12 protein-coding genes are annotated in these 14,666 nt (G+C 71.3%); 10 read left to right on the top strand and 2 right to left on the bottom strand.

Features of this window, described 5'->3' with window-relative positions; translation table 11 throughout:
* The first annotated feature begins 13 nt into the window (after positions 1-13).
* Complete coding sequence (locus tag ACFYW9_RS17870) at positions 14-1,165, top strand: uroporphyrinogen-III synthase (protein WP_389150814.1); 1,152 nt, start codon at positions 14-16, stop codon at positions 1,163-1,165.
* Here ACFYW9_RS17870 and ACFYW9_RS17875 read toward each other — a convergent pair.
* Positions 1,114-1,668: a DUF1772 domain-containing protein gene (locus ACFYW9_RS17875; RefSeq protein WP_389150817.1), complete on the bottom strand. Its 555-nt coding sequence runs from the start codon at positions 1,666-1,668 to the stop codon at positions 1,114-1,116. The genes ACFYW9_RS17870 and ACFYW9_RS17875 overlap by 52 nt on opposite strands.
* 207 nt (positions 1,669-1,875) lie before the next feature.
* Here ACFYW9_RS17875 and ACFYW9_RS17880 point away from each other — a divergent pair, with 207 nt between their 5' ends.
* The 6 genes from ACFYW9_RS17880 to ACFYW9_RS17905 all read left to right on the top strand — a co-directional run bounded on the left by ACFYW9_RS17880 (position 1,876) and on the right by ACFYW9_RS17905 (position 9,067).
* Complete coding sequence (locus ACFYW9_RS17880; RefSeq protein WP_328669379.1) at positions 1,876-2,463, top strand: ABATE domain-containing protein; 588 nt, start codon at positions 1,876-1,878, stop codon at positions 2,461-2,463.
* A 225-nt stretch (positions 2,464-2,688) separates the two neighbouring features.
* Positions 2,689-3,219: a sigma-70 family RNA polymerase sigma factor gene (locus tag ACFYW9_RS17885; RefSeq protein ID WP_037619265.1), complete on the top strand. Its 531-nt coding sequence runs from the start codon at positions 2,689-2,691 to the stop codon at positions 3,217-3,219.
* A 38-nt stretch (positions 3,220-3,257) separates the two neighbouring features.
* Complete coding sequence (locus ACFYW9_RS17890) at positions 3,258-4,043, top strand: anti-sigma factor family protein (protein WP_389150821.1); 786 nt, start codon at positions 3,258-3,260, stop codon at positions 4,041-4,043.
* Positions 4,044-4,128: 85 nt separating this feature from the next.
* Positions 4,129-6,519, top strand: a complete 2,391-nt coding sequence (locus ACFYW9_RS17895) for a HelD family protein (protein ID WP_389150824.1) — start codon at positions 4,129-4,131, stop codon at positions 6,517-6,519.
* Between the two features lie 458 nt (positions 6,520-6,977).
* On the top strand, positions 6,978-8,411 hold the full coding sequence (locus ACFYW9_RS17900; RefSeq protein WP_389150828.1) for an NAD-dependent malic enzyme: 1,434 nt from the start codon (positions 6,978-6,980) through the stop codon (positions 8,409-8,411).
* Positions 8,412-8,785: 374 nt separating this feature from the next.
* On the top strand, positions 8,786-9,067 hold the full coding sequence (locus ACFYW9_RS17905) for an HU family DNA-binding protein (RefSeq protein WP_037619258.1): 282 nt from the start codon (positions 8,786-8,788) through the stop codon (positions 9,065-9,067).
* A gap of 157 nt (positions 9,068-9,224) precedes the next feature.
* Here the strand turns inward: ACFYW9_RS17905 and murA are convergent, their stop codons facing one another.
* Positions 9,225-10,565: a UDP-N-acetylglucosamine 1-carboxyvinyltransferase gene (gene murA / locus ACFYW9_RS17910; RefSeq protein WP_339129611.1), complete on the bottom strand. Its 1,341-nt coding sequence runs from the start codon at positions 10,563-10,565 to the stop codon at positions 9,225-9,227.
* A gap of 281 nt (positions 10,566-10,846) precedes the next feature.
* On the opposite strand from murA, the gene ACFYW9_RS17915 reads away from it, so the two are divergent.
* The 3 genes from ACFYW9_RS17915 to ACFYW9_RS17925 all read left to right on the top strand — a co-directional run bounded on the left by ACFYW9_RS17915 (position 10,847) and on the right by ACFYW9_RS17925 (position 14,605).
* Positions 10,847-11,419: a YqgE/AlgH family protein gene (locus ACFYW9_RS17915; protein ID WP_351861898.1), complete on the top strand. Its 573-nt coding sequence runs from the start codon at positions 10,847-10,849 to the stop codon at positions 11,417-11,419.
* A gap of 86 nt (positions 11,420-11,505) precedes the next feature.
* Positions 11,506-11,805, top strand: a complete 300-nt coding sequence (locus tag ACFYW9_RS17920) for a DUF3039 domain-containing protein (protein ID WP_351861896.1) — start codon at positions 11,506-11,508, stop codon at positions 11,803-11,805.
* A 1,147-nt stretch (positions 11,806-12,952) separates the two neighbouring features.
* Positions 12,953-14,605 (top strand): beta-N-acetylhexosaminidase, encoded by a 1,653-nt coding sequence (locus tag ACFYW9_RS17925; RefSeq protein ID WP_389150834.1) that lies wholly within the window; start codon positions 12,953-12,955, stop codon positions 14,603-14,605.
* Positions 14,606-14,666 lie beyond the last annotated feature (61 nt).

Raw genomic sequence — 14,666 nt, forward strand, 5'->3', positions numbered from 1 at the left:
GAGACGAGACCGCATGCACGACGAACAGCAGCGACCCGAGCACGGTCCACTCTCCGGATTCACCGTGGGGGTGACCGCCGCGCGCCGGGCCGACGAACTGGGCGCGCTGCTCCAGCGGCGCGGGGCCACCGTCGTGCACGCTCCGGCCCTGCGGATCGTGCCCCTCGCCGACGACGGCGAACTGCTCACCGCGACGAAGGAGTTGGTCGACAACGCGCCGGACGTGGTGGTGGCCACCACCGCCATCGGATTCCGTGGCTGGGTCGAGGCCGCCGACGGCTGGGGTCTGGGCGAGGAACTGCTGGAGCGGCTGCGGAGCGTGGAACTGCTCGCCCGTGGACCCAAGGTGAAGGGCGCGGTCCGGGCCCAGGGGCTGACCGAGGAGTGGTCGCCGTCCTCCGAGTCGATGGCCGAGGTGCTCGACCGGCTGCTCGAAGAAGGGGTGGACGGCCGCCGTATCGCCGTACAGCTGCACGGGGAACCGCTGCCCGGATTCGTCGAGTCGCTGCGGGCCGCCGGTGCCGAGGTCGTCCTCGTGCCCGTGTACCGGTGGATGCCGCCGGAGGACATCGGCCCGGTCGACCGGCTGCTCGACGCCGCCCTCACCCGCGGCCTGGACGCGATCACCTTCACCAGTGCCCCCGCCGCGGCCTCCCTGCTGTCCAGGGCCGAGGAGCGTGGCCTGAGCGCGGAGTTCCTCGCCACGCTGCACCACGACGTCCTGCCCGCCTGCGTCGGCCCGGTCACCGCGCTGCCGTTGCAGGCCCTCGGCATCGACACCGTTCAGCCCGAACGCTTCCGGCTCGGGCCCCTCGTACAGCTCCTCTGCCAGGAACTGCCCGGCCGGGCCCGGGTGTTGCCCATCGCCGGGCACCAGGTGGAGATCCGGGGGCACGCCGTGCTGGTGGACGGGTCGCTGCGACCCGTCCCGCCCGCCGGGATGTCGCTGCTGCGGGCCCTCGCGCGGCGGCCCGGCTGGGTGGTGGCGCGGGCCGAACTGCTGCGCGCGCTGCCGGGATCCGGCCGCGACGAGCACGCCGTGGAGACGGCGATGGCCCGGCTGCGTACGGCACTCGGCGCGCCCAAGCTGATCCAGACGGTCGTCAAGCGGGGCTACCGCCTCGCGCTCGACCCGGCCGCGGACGCCAAGTACGCCGACGCCTGAGGCCGCCGGTGCCGCAGCAGGGCACGGGCGAGGCAGGCCAGCGCGAGCGTCGACAGCACCGCCCGTACGACGTTCCAGGCCACCCAGGTGTCCTCGAACCGTTCGCGCACCGCGGCCGGATCGGCGATCCGCGCCGGGTCGCCCGCGTCCGCGAGGCCGTTGTTGAGCGGGACGTTGACGGTCACGGTGACCACGAACGCGAGCGTGTACGCGGCGAGCGCGGCCAGTACCCACCACCGGTCCGGCGTGCCGCGCGACTGCCGGGCGGCGACCGCCGTCAGTGCCAGGGCGCCCAGGAAGCCCAGGAGGAAGACCGGGTTCTGGATCACCTCGTCGATGTTCCGCATCACCTCGATGAAGACGCGGTCGTCGCTGCGCGCCAGCGCCGGCATCACCGCGCAGGCGAAGACGTAGAAGGCCCCCGCGATCAGGCCCGTCGCGACCGTGGCCGCACCCAGTACACCTGCGGCGGCATCACGCCGCTCCGTGCTGTCGTCCGTCATGTCCCTCAGTCAACCGGCGGGCCGCGGCGGGTGACATGGCCGAGGATCGCGGGCGCATACGCGGGCGTCCACGACACTCCGCGCCACGCGCCCGGTAAGCATCCGGCGGGCATCCGGTACGGGACCGGTGCCGAGTCTTCCGGCGGGGCGCCGGGGGATGCACTGTAGGGGTACGACGGCAGGTGACCCCAAGGCGGTGACAGGCGCATGGCATCGGGCATGGCCACGGCCTCGTACGAGCTGCGGTTCGACTCCGGGCGGATCTGCCTGGACCTGACGGCGACCACCCATCCCGACGAACGCCTCGACTCGGCCGCCCGGTTGAGCGCCTGGGTCGTCGCCTCCGGGCTGGTGCCCGCCGGCACCGCGCTGGCCGCCGTGGACGCCTCGTGGCTGCTCGGCTTCCAGGAACTACGCGGACATATCGCCCAGTTGGTGCGCGGGGAGCTGGACGGGCGACCCGCGGACGGCGCGCTCGCCCGCGTCAACGCCGTTGCCCTCGCGGCTCCGCCCGCCCCCTGGGCCGTCCGCGCCGCCGACGGCTCGCTGTGCCGGGGGCTGAATGCCCCGCCCCGCTGTGGTGAACTTCTTTCCCTGGTGGCCCGGGACGCCCTCGATCTGCTCACCGACCCGGATGCGCGTGCGAGTCTGAGACAGTGTGAAGGTGACAACTGCCCGATCGTCTATCTGGACACCTCGCGCGGCCGACGCCGCCGTTGGTGCTCCAGTGAGGTGTGCGGCAATCGGGAGCGAGTGGCCCGGCACCGGCGCCGGGCGGCTCTGGCCCGCGCCTGATCACACCCGTCCGTGATGCACCAGTGACGTGAGGTGATCGGTATGCATTCTTTTCGCTGTCTACACATCTTCACCAGAAAAAATCCTGAACACTTTGAACACTCGCGTACCGGCACACGTACCCGGTGATGAGCGACCGACTGGGGGAACCCCCGGACACCGGAGGTAGGCGTGCGCAAGGATTCAGCCGTGGCTGATGAACACAGGCCAAGGGCCCGACATCGCATGTCTCAGCAGTCCTCGTCGACCGAACCCGACGAGGAGCTGATGCGTGCGTTGTACCGGGAACACGCGGGGCCCCTGCTGGCCTACGTGCTGCGCCTGGTGGCCGGAGACCGGCAGCGCGCCGAGGACGTCGTACAGGAAACACTCATCCGTGCCTGGAAGAACGCCGGCCAGCTCAATCGAGCGACCGGTTCGGTACGCCCCTGGCTGGTGACGGTCGCCCGACGCATCGTCATCGACGGCCACCGCAGTCGGCAGGCCCGGCCGCAGGAGGTCGACCCGTCGCCGCTGGAGGTCATCCCCGCGGAGGACGAGATCGACAAGGCGTTGTGGCTGATGACACTGTCGGACGCGCTGGACGACCTGACCCCTGCTCACAGGGAAGTATTGGTCGAAACATACTTCAAAGGGCGTACCGTCAATGAGGCGGCCGAAACGCTCGGCATTCCCAGCGGCACTGTGCGCTCACGGGTTTTCTACGCCCTGCGGTCGATGAAGCTTGCGCTTGAGGAGCGGGGGGTGACGGCATGAACACGTACGGGGGTTACGGAACAGGTGGTCCGGGAGCCATGCAAGGTCCACGAGGACAGCAAGGGTCCGGGGACAACATTCACGAGACTGTCGGCGCCTACGCGCTCGGCATCCTCGACGACGTCGAGGCGACGGCCTTCGAGGAGCATCTCGCCTCCTGCGAGTGGTGCGGCCAGCAGCTCGACGAGCTCGCCGGCATGGAACCGATGCTCGCGGCACTCGCCGACCTGCCCGCCTCGCAGGGCAGTCCGGCCATCGCGGAGTCCCTCTCGGCCCGCCCGAGCCCACGGCTCGCGGAGCGGCTGGTGGACGAGGTCTCGGCACGCCGCGCCCAGAAGCGCCGTCGTGGCCTGTACTTGGTGGCGGCCGCGGCCGCGCTGATCATCGGCGGCCCGCTGACCGTCCTGGCGGTCAACGGCGGCAGCGACACCGGCACGAACCCGCCGCAGGCGCACGAGACCAGCCCGGCCAGGGCCGCCTTCCAGGTCATGACCGACAAGTCGTCGGCCACGGACCCGAAGACCAAGGTCAACGCCGTCGTCGCGATCGAGCCGAAGGACTGGGGCACCCACGCGGTCCTCCAGCTCAAGAACGTCACGGGCCCGGAGAAGTGCTCCCTGATCGCCGTCGGCAAGAACGGCGAGCGCGAGACGGTCACGTCCTGGTCGGTCCCGGAGTGGGGCTACGGCACGCCCAACGCCAAGACCGAGCAGGCCAAGGAGCCCCTCTACGTCCACGGCGGCGCGGCCTTCGAGCCGAACCAGATCGACCACTTCGAGGTCATGACCTTCAGCGGGAAGCGCCTCGTCGAGGTGAAGGCGTGAGCGGACTCCGGGCGCGGACGTAGCCCGGCGGGCCTCCCTTCGCGTACGGTTGACGGCTGCCCAGCACGTCAGAAGGGGGCGCCCGGTGGCCGCTCAGGCTCAGCAGGAAACCGCGCTCGGCTCGGTCCGTACATCCGTACAGAATGACTCCGTCAAGGACGACTCCGTACGGGACCTTGAGATCGCTGTCGAACAGGAACATCTGGACCGGGTCTACCGGCGCCTCGAGGAGAAGATCCACGAGGCCGAGTTCCTCATGCACGACGCCGCCCAGCGCGGTCACGTCGGCACACCGGGGGCGCTCGCCGAGCGCGACGCCCAGGTGTTCCGCGCGGGAATCCACCTCAACCGTCTCAACAACGAGTTCGAGGACTTCCTCTTCGGCCGGATCGACCTGCTCCTCGGGAAGGACGGCGTGAAGGGGCCCGACGGCGCCTACACCGCCGTGGAACCCGCCGACGGCGCGGTCCGCGAGGACAACACCGCCGACATCGCGGAGACGCTCCACATCGGCCGTATCGGCGTCCTGGACGCCGAGTACGCGCCGCTGGTGATCGACTGGCGGGCGCCCGCCGCGGCCCCGTTCTACCGCTCCACCCCGGTCGACCCCGGCCGGGTCGTACGCCGCCGGGTCATCCGCTCCAAGGGCCGCAGGGTCCTCGGGGTCGAGGACGACCTGATGCGCCCGCAGGTGAAGGCCTCCCTCGACGGCCGTGAGCTGCCCGTCATCGGCGACGGTGCGCTCATGGCCGCGCTCGGGCAGGCCCGCAGCCACACCATGCGCGACATCGTGGCGTCCATCCAGGCCGAGCAGGACATGGTGATCCGCGCGCCCGCCGCGTCCGTGACCTATGTCGAGGGCGGACCCGGCACCGGCAAGACCGCGGTGGCCCTGCACCGGGCCGCCTACCTCCTCTACCAGGACCGCCGCCGGTACGCGGGCGGCATCCTGATCGTCTCGCCGACCCCGCTGCTCGTCGCCTACACCGAGGGCGTGCTGCCCTCGCTCGGCGAGGAGGGGCAGGTCGCGATCCGCGCGATCGGCTCGCTCGTCGACGGCGTGGGCGCCACGCTGTACGACTCCCCGGCGGTGGCCCGCGCCAAGGGTTCGTACCGGATGCTGAGGGTGCTGCGGAAGGCGGCGCGCGGGGCGCTGGAGGCCCCGGCCGGTGCGGCCGGGGGGCATTCCGGCCAGCTCGCCCTCGGGGAGCCGGACGCGGTCCCCGCGGGTCCTCCCACCCGGCTGCGGGTCGTCGCCTTCGGACGCAGGCTGGAGCTGGAGTCCGCCGAGCTGGACCGCATCAAGAACAACGCGCTCGGCGGGACCGCGCCGGTCAACCTGCTGCGTCCGCGTGCCCGCAGGCTGCTGCTGGACGCGCTGTGGGCGAAGTCGGGCGCCGGCACCCGGCACTCGGACCCGGAGCTGTCCGCCGAGCTGCGGTCCTCGTTCGACGAGGACGTCACCTCCGAGGACAGCTTCCTGGCGTTCCTGGACGCCTGGTGGCCGGAACTGACCCCGCGCGGGGTGCTGGCGGCCATGGCCGACGAACGGCGCCTCGGGCGCTGGGCGCGCCGGATCCTCAACCCCGGTGAGGTCCGCCGGGTGGCCCGCTCGCTCAAGCGGGACGGGTTCTCCGTGCACGACGTGGCGATGCTCGACGAGCTGGAGGCGATCGTCGGGGCACCCGCCCGGCCCAGGAAGCGCCGCGATCCGGACCCGCTGGACCACCTCACCGGTCTCGAGGAGCTCATGCCCCATCGCGAGGAGACACAGCGCGAGCGCGCCGAGCGGCTGGCCCAGGAGCGGACCGAGTACGCGCACGTCATCGTCGACGAGGCGCAGGACCTCACGCCCATGCAGTGGCGGATGGTCGGCCGGCGCGGCCGCCACGCCACCTGGACGGTCGTGGGCGACCCCGCCCAGTCCTCGTGGTCCGACCCCGACGAGGCGGCGGAGGCCCGGGACGAGGCGCTCGGCACCCGCCCCCGGCGCCGCTTCACGCTCACCGTCAACTACCGCAACCCGGCGGAGATCGCCGAGCTGGCCTCCAAGGTCCTCGCCCTCGCCATGCCGGGCTCCGAGTCGCCGTCCGCCGTGCGGTCCACGGGCGTCGAGCCCCGGTTCGCCGTCGTGCGGGACTCCCTCGCGCGGACCGTGCGCGCCGAGGCCGCCCATCTCCTCGACCGGGTCGACGGCACCGTGGGCGTCGTCGTCGCCATGAACCGGCGCGAGGAGGCCGCCCGCTGGCTCGCCGGGCTCGGGGACCGCGTGGTGGCCCTGGGAAGCCTGGAGGCCAAGGGCCTGGAGTACGACGCGACGGTGGTCGTGTCGCCCGCGGAGATCGCCGACGAGTCGCCCGCCGGACTGCGTGTCCTGTACGTCGCCCTGACCCGGGCCACGCAGCAGCTCACCGTCGTCTCCAGCGACCGCGACGTACCCGACGCGAACGGGGTCCCCGACCTCCTGCGGGACTGACGTGCTCCGCGCCACCCGCCCGGAGCACGGGCACCCGCTCCCGTCGGCCCCGCTTCCCGTCCCGGCCGAAAAGAACTCCCGGGACGGGAATTGCTCTACGGGAATCCTTTGTTACCTTTGACGTGACACCGGCCCGATCCAAGCCCCCGGGCCCAACCTTCGTCGCTACGAGCGACCACTTGCCGCGAGGCGAGCATGGCGGGTCGGTGTCATTGACCGTCGTCCTTCACCGAAGGACCTGAAGAGGCCCACGTCACCCCGTGACGTGGGCCTCTTTCGTCACCCGGACCGCTCTCACCGGGCGGATCCCTCTCTCGTAGAGTGGAACCGGCTTTCCGAAGACGCGGCCTCCGGTGAACAAAACGTCCGCAATCCGGGGCGACTACCGCGTACTCAGGGGTAGGTGCGACGATCGGACGGCACAAGCAGTGACTCGGTGAAAGCAGAGGAAGTCGGCCATGGCAACGGCGCCCAGCGTCTCCTACTCGATGACGGTCCGGCTGGAGGTGCCCGCGAGCGGAACCGCGGTCTCCCAGCTCACCACGGCCGTCGAGTCCCACGGAGGCTCGGTGACCGGCCTCGACGTGACCGCGTCCGGCCACGAGAAGCTCCGGATCGACGTCACCATCGCGGCGACCTCCACCGCACACGCCGACGAGATCGTCGAGCAGCTCCGGCACATCGAGGGCGTGACCCTCGGCAAGGTCTCCGACCGTACGTTCCTCATGCACCTCGGCGGCAAGATCGAGATGCAGTCCAAGCACCCGATCCGCAACCGTGACGACCTCTCCATGATCTACACCCCGGGTGTGGCCCGGGTGTGCATGGCGATCGCCGAGAACCCCGAGGACGCCCGCCGCCTCACCATCAAGCGCAATTCCGTTGCGGTCGTGACGGACGGCTCCGCGGTGCTGGGCCTCGGCAACATCGGCCCGATGGCCGCGCTGCCCGTCATGGAGGGCAAGGCGGCCCTCTTCAAGCGGTTCGCCGGCATCGACGCCTGGCCGCTGTGCCTGGACACCCAGGACACCGACGCGATCGTCGAGATCGTCAAGGCGATCGCCCCCGGCTTCGCGGGCATCAACCTGGAGGACATCTCCGCGCCGCGCTGCTTCGAGATCGAGGCCCGGCTGCGCGAGGCCCTCGACATCCCCGTCTTCCACGACGACCAGCACGGCACGGCCATCGTCGTCCTCGCCGCCCTGACCAACGCACTTCGCGTCGCGGGCAAGGCGATCGGCGACATCCGGGTCGTCATGTCGGGCGCGGGAGCGGCCGGTACGGCCATCCTCAAGCTGCTGATCGCCGCGGGTGTGAAGCACGCCGTCGTCGCCGACATCCACGGGGTCGTGCACGCGGACCGCGCCGACCTCGTCGACGCCGCCGCGGACTCGCCGCTGCGCTGGATCGCCGACAACACCAACCTCGAAGGTCTCACGGGCACGTTGAAGGAGGCCGTACGCGGCGCCGACGTGTTCATCGGTGTCTCGGCCCCGAACGTGATCGACGGCGCCGACGTGGCCTCGATGGCGGAGAAGTCCATCGTGTTCGCGCTCGCGAACCCCGACCCCGAGGTCGACCCGGCAATCGCCCGTCAGACGGCGGCAGTTGTCGCCACCGGCCGCTCCGACTTCCCCAACCAGATCAACAACGTGCTGGTGTTCCCGGGCGTCTTCCGTGGCCTTCTGGACGCCCAGTCGCGTACCGTCAACACGGACATGATGCTGGCCGCCGCGGCCGCGCTCGCGAGCGTGGTGACCGAGGACGAGCTCAACCCGAACTACATCATCCCCAGCGTCTTCAACGACAAGGTCGCGGGCGCGGTCGCCGGAGCGGTGCGTGACGCGGCGAAGGCGGCGGGGGCGGCCGACGCGGCCAACGCGAGCGTGTAGCACGGGTCGAGCCGGGCCGCGCGCCCGCGCCGTGCACGGCGACGTCCCGTCTGTGACGGGCGCCACGACCGCCCGGAACCCGGCGCGTCGCGGAACGCGGGGCCCGCGGCCGCCTCTAGGGTGGCGGCCAGGTTCAGGCCTCGCAGGGGCCTCTTCGTGTGACCCCCAAGGGTGTTCGTGTGACTCCCAGGGGTGCCGGATTGGCTTTCCCGCCGCAGGTGGGGGCAGGATGCGTCTTCGGGCGCGACGGTCTGGCCACGGACCCGGGTCCGGGAGCCGACCGAGGACCCTGGCAGCATCGGCTTCACTGTGCCCGATATGCGGCTCCGCCGCCTGGCACGCCTCAACAGCAAGAAGAACACGGGAGTAACAACATGAACCGCAGTGAGCTGGTGGCCGCGCTGGCCGACCGCGCCGAGGTGACCCGCAAGGACGCCGACGCCGTTCTGGCCGCTTTCGCCGAGACCGTCGGCGAGATCGTCGCCAAGGGCGACGAGAAGGTGACCATCCCCGGCTTCCTGACCTTCGAGCGCACCCACCGTGCCGCTCGCACCGCGCGCAACCCGCAGACCGGCGACCCGATCCAGATCCCGGCCGGCTTCAGCGTGAAGGTCTCCGCGGGCAGCAAGCTCAAGGAAGCCGCCAAGGGCAACTAGTCCTGGCGCCGGTACGTTCGTTCCCCTCGGACGCGGGACGCGTACAAGGCCGGCAACGACGATGGGGCGGCCCCTTTCAGGGGGGCCGCCCCATCGTCGTAGGCGGATCGGTCCGCCGCGTCCTGGCCGGGCGCCTAGCCCGGCGTCACCCCGGTTCTCAGCCCAGCGCCTTGCCCGGCAGCTCGACCTTCGCGCCGAGCGCGATGAGCTTGTCCATGAAGTTCTCGTAGCCGCGGTTGATCAGGTCGATGCCGTGGACGCGGGACGTGCCCTGCGCCGCCAGCGCCGCGATCAGGTACGAGAAACCGCCGCGCAGGTCGGGGATGACCAGGTCGGCGCCCTGGAGCTTCGTCGGGCCCGAAACGACCGCGGAGTGCAGGAAGTTGCGCTGGCCGAAGCGGCAGACGGAGCCGCCGAGGCACTCGCGGTAGAGCTGGATGTGCGCGCCCATCTGGTTCAGCGCGGACGTGAAGCCCAGCCGGGACTCGTACACCGTCTCGTGGATGATCGACAGGCCGGTGGCCTGCGTCAGGGCCACGACCAGCGGCTGCTGCCAGTCCGTCTGGAAGCCGGGGTGGACGTCCGTCTCCAGCGCGATGGACTTGAGCTGCGAGCCCGGGTGCCAGAAGCGGATGCCCTCGTCGTCGATCTCGAAGGCGCCGCCGACCTTGCGGTAGGTGTTCAGGAACGTCATCATCGACCGCTGCTGGGCGCCGCGGACGTAGATGTTGCCCTCGGTCGCCAGCGCCGCGGAAGCCCAGGAGGCGGCCTCCAGGCGGTCCGGGAGCGCCGCGTGGGTGTAACCGCCGAGCGAGTCCACACCGGTGATGCGGATCGTCCGGTCGGTGTCCATCGCGATGATGGCGCCCATCTTCTGAAGGACGCAGATCAGGTCCTCGATCTCCGGCTCCACGGCCGCGTTCGAGAGCTCCGTGACACCCTCCGCGAGGACCGCGGTCAGCAGCACCTGCTCGGTCGCGCCCACGGACGGGTACGGAAGCTGGATCTTGGTGCCGCGCAGCCGCTGCGGGGCCTCCAGGTACTGGCCGTCCTCCCGCTTCTCGATCTTCGCGCCGAACTGCCGCAGCACCTCGAAGTGGAAGTCGATCGGCCGGCCGCCGATGTCGCAGCCGCCGAGGCCCGGGATGAACGCGTGGCCCAGCCGGTGCAGCAGCGGGCCGCAGAAGAGGATCGGGATGCGCGACGAGCCCGCGTGGGCGTCGATGTCGGCGACGTTCGCGCTCTCGACGTGCGAGGGATCGAGGATCAGCTCACCGGGCTCCTCACCCGGGCGGACGGTCACACCGTGCAACTGCAGCAGCCCGCGTACGACACGTACGTCGCGGATGTCGGGGACATTGCGCAGCCGGCTCGGCCCGCTGCCCAGCAGGGCGGCGACCATGGCCTTCGGCACGAGGTTCTTCGCGCCGCGGACACGGATCTCGCCCTCAAGCGGGGTTCCGCCATGGACAAGCAGGACATCGTCGTTGACGGTCATGTATCTCGCGTTCCGATGAGTTGGGCAGGTGTGGGTCGTCGGCAGGCCGGTCGTACGGGAGCCGAACAGCAAGGGTAATGGCCACCCGCCCCCGCGCAGTAAGCCCGAGGAGGACTCAGCTCGGTCATAGCTTGGCCACAACACGAGCCGTTCCGCGCCGGGCACACGGGGTCACCGTCGCGGGTGTGCGCGGGCAACGCTTCGTTGCGCCCTGAGCTGCATTCACTCCCGTACGCGCATTGGCTCCCCACATGAAGGGAATGTGCGGGATCATGTCTGGCATGACCGAGGTGTCCTCGCTCACAGGGCGGCTGCTCGTGGCCACGCCCGCCCTGGCGGACCCGAACTTCGACCGCGCGGTGGTGCTGCTCCTCGACCACGACGAGGAGGGCTCCCTCGGTGTCGTCCTCAACCGCCCGACCCCGGTGGGTGTCGGCGACATCCTGGAGAACTGGGCCGGTCTGGCCGGGGAACCGGGTGTCGTCTTCCAGGGCGGCCCCGTCTCGCTGGACTCCGCGCTGGGGGTGGCGGTCATCCCCGGCGGCATGGCGGGGGAGCGCGCGCCCCTCGGCTGGCGGCGTGTGCACGGCGCGATCGGCCTGGTCGACCTGGAGGCCCCGCCCGAGCTTCTCGCCTCGGCCCTCGGCTCCCTGCGCATCTTCGCCGGGTACGCGGGCTGGGGACCGGGCCAGCTGGAGAACGAACTGGTCGACGGTGCCTGGTACGTCGTCGAGTCCGAGCCCGGCGACGTCTCCTCCCCGTCGCCGGAGCGCCTGTGGCGCGAGGTCCTGCGCCGCCAGCGCAGCGACCTGGCGATGGTCGCGACCTACCCCGACGACCCCTCCCTCAACTGACCGACGCACCGGCCCCCGAGCGGTGCGCCGAGGGCGCGCGACCCTTCCCTCAACTGATGGGCGCGAGCCCCAGTACCCTTGGCTTCATGAGCACTCTTGAGCCTGAGACCCAGCCCCAGCGAGGCACGGGGACGGGGACCCTCGTAGAGCCGACGCCGCAGGTGTCGCACGGTGACGGGGACCACGAGCGCTTCGCCCATTACGTCCAGAAGGACAAGATCATGGCGAGCGCGCTGGACGGCACGCCCGTGGTGGCGCTGTGCGGCAAGGTGTGGGTGCCGGGCCGCGACCCGAAGAAGTACCCCGTGTGTCCCATGTGCAAGGAGATCTTCGAGTCCATGGGCGCCGGTGGCGGCGACCAGGGCAAGGGCGGCGACAAGAAGTAGCGCCGGGCTCCGGCCCCGGCGCGGTACGCCGCGCAGACCGACCACGGCCGCGACGCCCCCGGCGAGGGGCGCCGCGGCCGTGGTCGTGTCCGCGTTCCGGGAACGTGCCGCGGGTGGGGCCGACCGTTTCGTGTCCGGGGTGGGGCCGTGTCGTGTCGGGGTGGGCGGTTTTTCACGGTGTCCCGTGATCACAGAGTGGTGTAGACCTCTTGTGGGCGGGTCCCTGAACTCCTTAGCCTCCGGAGTGTTGTGCGATGCGAAACCGTCATTGCGCGCACCGCAACGCGCTCCGGAGGACAGCGATGAAGTCCAGTGCCCCCTCACCGTCGTGGCCGAGGCGGTGACCGCCTCCCTGCCGGGCGGCGCCCGACGCCCTCCGGCGGGCCGGCGGCGCGGGGTCCGCAGCGTCCCCGCCCCGGGGACCGCGGCCCCGCGGATCCTTCCCGCGTGTCACGCGGGACGGCGTCACGGGGCGGCGGGAATTCGCCCGCCGGTTCTTCGGACGCCTTCTCGCGGCGGACCGCGTCACGGTCGGCCCCGCGCTCGGCGGATTCATTCCGGCGGCCTTGCGGGAATCATTCCGCCGCCGATTCCGGGCCACCTCGCCGATCATGTTCCCGGCAGCCCGGACGATGTCCGCCGAGGTTCCGGTGAACCCGGCTTCCGCTTCCCGAGGGACTTCGGCCGGCCGAACACGACGAGTTCGGGGACCCCGCCGCGCGCGGCCCGCCCGCGCTCCTTCGCGACCCCGATGCCACCCGGTTTCACCGGGGCCGTCGCGGATGTGCGGAAGGCGGCCGTGAACCCGGCGGAGCGCTCCGCGCGCGATTTCTCCGGCGGCTCCCTTTCACGGCCGCCTTCCCCTGTCCCGCGGCCGCCGGGACGTTTTCCGGCGCTCGCCGGCGGTGAAGGGTTCGCGTTCCCCGGCCCCTTCTCCCCGGCGCCCTCGCGCGCGGTCCGCGCGGATGTCCTCGCCCGCCGGGCGCGAGCCGGAGAGCCCGACCGGACGGTATGGCGGCCGTCTCCCCGGTGATGACCACCGCCGTCTCCCCGGTGATGAGCATTCACCGGCCGATCTTCTTCGTACGCGAACCCGGAGACCCGTCTCCGGCCCCTGTGGCGGAAATGGACTGAAGGACGGATGGACATGATGGATACGGGCCTGATTCCCGCGCCCCTCGTCGTCGACGGCGCCGCGCACGGGCGGTTCACACTGGACGCGGACACCGTCCTGTGGGCCGCGCCCGGCACGGACAGCACCGGACGCTGGCTCGGCTCGACGCTCGGCGCCGCGCTCGCACTGCCCCTGCGACCTGGGCCGCAGGACGCCCCGCGCGCGATACGTCTGCTCCTCGACGGCACCCTCGGGCCGGAGGCGTACCGGCTCGCCGTCGGCGGCGAGGGTGTCGAGATCCGCGGCGGCGACGCGGCCGGGGTCTTCTGGGGCGCCCAGACACTGCGTCAACTGCTCGGTCCCGACGCTTTCCGCCGGGCCCCGGTCCGTCCGCGGACGGCGTACGAAATCGAGCACGGCACCATCGAGGACGCGCCCCGATTCCGCTGGCGCGGCCTGATGCTCGACGTCGCCCGGCACTTCATGCCCAAGGAAGGCGTCCTGCGCTACCTCGATCTGCTGGCCGCGCACAAACTCAACGTCTTCCACTTCCATCTCACCGACGATCAGGGATGGCGTGTCCAGATCAATCGCTATCCGAAGCTGACGGAGATCGGTTCCTGGCGGGCCCGCACCAAATTCGGCCACCGGGCCTCGCCGCTGTGGGACGAGAAGCCGCACGGAGGCTTCTACACCCAGGACGACATCCGGGAGATCGTCGCGTACGCGGCCGAGCGGCATATCGCCGTCGTCCCCGAAATCGACATCCCCGGCCACTCGCAGGCGGCCATCGCCGCCTATCCGGAACTGGGCAACACCGACGTCGTCGACACGACCTCCCTGACCGTCTGGGACGACTGGGGCGTCTCCAAAAACGTACTCGCCCCCACCGACAACACCCTGCGCTTCTACGAGGGGGTCTTCGAGGAACTCCTCGACCTGTTCCCGGCGGACCCCGCCCGCTTCCCGGAGTTCTCCGGTTTCTTCCACATCGGGGGCGACGAGTGCGCCAAGGACCAGTGGAAGGAGTCGGCCACGGCACAGGCGCGCATCGGGGAACTCGGGCTCGCCGACGAGGACGGGTTGCAGGCCTGGTTCATCCGGCACTTCGACAGCTGGCTGTCCGCGCGCGGACGTCGGCTGATCGGCTGGGACGAGATCCTGCAGGGCGGTCTCGCGCCGGGCGCCGCGGTGTCGTCGTGGCGCGGCTACCAGGGCGGCGTCACGGCCGCGCGCGCGGGCCACGACGTGGTCATGTGCCCGGAGCAGCACGTGTACCTGGACTACCGTCAGGCCGCGGGCGAGGACGAACCGGTGCCGATCGCCTATGTGCGCACCCTGGAGGACGTCTACCGCTTCGAGCCCGTTCCGCCGCAGCTCACCGAGGCGGAGGCGCGGCACGTGCTGGGTACGCAGGCCAACCTGTGGACCGAGGTGGCGGAGGACCACGCGCGCGTGGACTACCAGGCGTTCCCGAGGCTCGCCGCCTTCGCCGAGGTCGCCTGGAGCCGTCTGCCGGTCCCCGCGGAACGGGACTTCGCCGCCTTCGAGCGGCGGATGAACGCCCACTACGGGCGGCTCGACGCCCTCGGCGTGGCCTACCGCGCACCCTCGGGTCCGCGGCCGTGGCAGCGGCGGCCGGGGGTGCTCGGACGTCCGATCGAGGGGGCGCCCCCGAAGGTGTGAGACCGCTCACGGTCGCCAGGCTCCGTCCGCGGTGCCCGGAGCCTTTGCACCGCAAGGAAAA

It is taken from the genome of Streptomyces sp. NPDC002698, from assembly GCF_042888945.1.
Classification (GTDB): Bacteria; Actinomycetota; Actinomycetes; order Streptomycetales; family Streptomycetaceae; genus Streptomyces.

What these genes read in the sequence shown, in the direction of transcription:
- murA (WP_339129611.1), bottom strand. Translation starts at nt 10,565, where the DNA reads ATGACCGTCAACGACGATGTCCTGCTTGTCCATGGCGGAACCCCGCTT.
- ACFYW9_RS17875 (WP_389150817.1), bottom strand. Translation starts at nt 1,668, where the DNA reads ATGACGGACGACAGCACGGAGCGGCGTGATGCCGCCGCAGGTGTACTG.
- ACFYW9_RS17900 (WP_389150828.1), top strand. Translation starts at nt 6,978, where the DNA reads ATGGCAACGGCGCCCAGCGTCTCCTACTCGATGACGGTCCGGCTGGAG.
- ACFYW9_RS17870 (WP_389150814.1), top strand. Translation starts at nt 14, where the DNA reads ATGCACGACGAACAGCAGCGACCCGAGCACGGTCCACTCTCCGGATTC.
- ACFYW9_RS17915 (WP_351861898.1), top strand. Translation starts at nt 10,847, where the DNA reads ATGACCGAGGTGTCCTCGCTCACAGGGCGGCTGCTCGTGGCCACGCCC.
- ACFYW9_RS17920 (WP_351861896.1), top strand. Translation starts at nt 11,506, where the DNA reads ATGAGCACTCTTGAGCCTGAGACCCAGCCCCAGCGAGGCACGGGGACG.
- ACFYW9_RS17925 (WP_389150834.1), top strand. Translation starts at nt 12,953, where the DNA reads ATGATGGATACGGGCCTGATTCCCGCGCCCCTCGTCGTCGACGGCGCC.
- ACFYW9_RS17880 (WP_328669379.1), top strand. Translation starts at nt 1,876, where the DNA reads ATGGCATCGGGCATGGCCACGGCCTCGTACGAGCTGCGGTTCGACTCC.
- ACFYW9_RS17905 (WP_037619258.1), top strand. Translation starts at nt 8,786, where the DNA reads ATGAACCGCAGTGAGCTGGTGGCCGCGCTGGCCGACCGCGCCGAGGTG.
- ACFYW9_RS17890 (WP_389150821.1), top strand. Translation starts at nt 3,258, where the DNA reads ATGCAAGGTCCACGAGGACAGCAAGGGTCCGGGGACAACATTCACGAG.
- ACFYW9_RS17885 (WP_037619265.1), top strand. Translation starts at nt 2,689, where the DNA reads ATGTCTCAGCAGTCCTCGTCGACCGAACCCGACGAGGAGCTGATGCGT.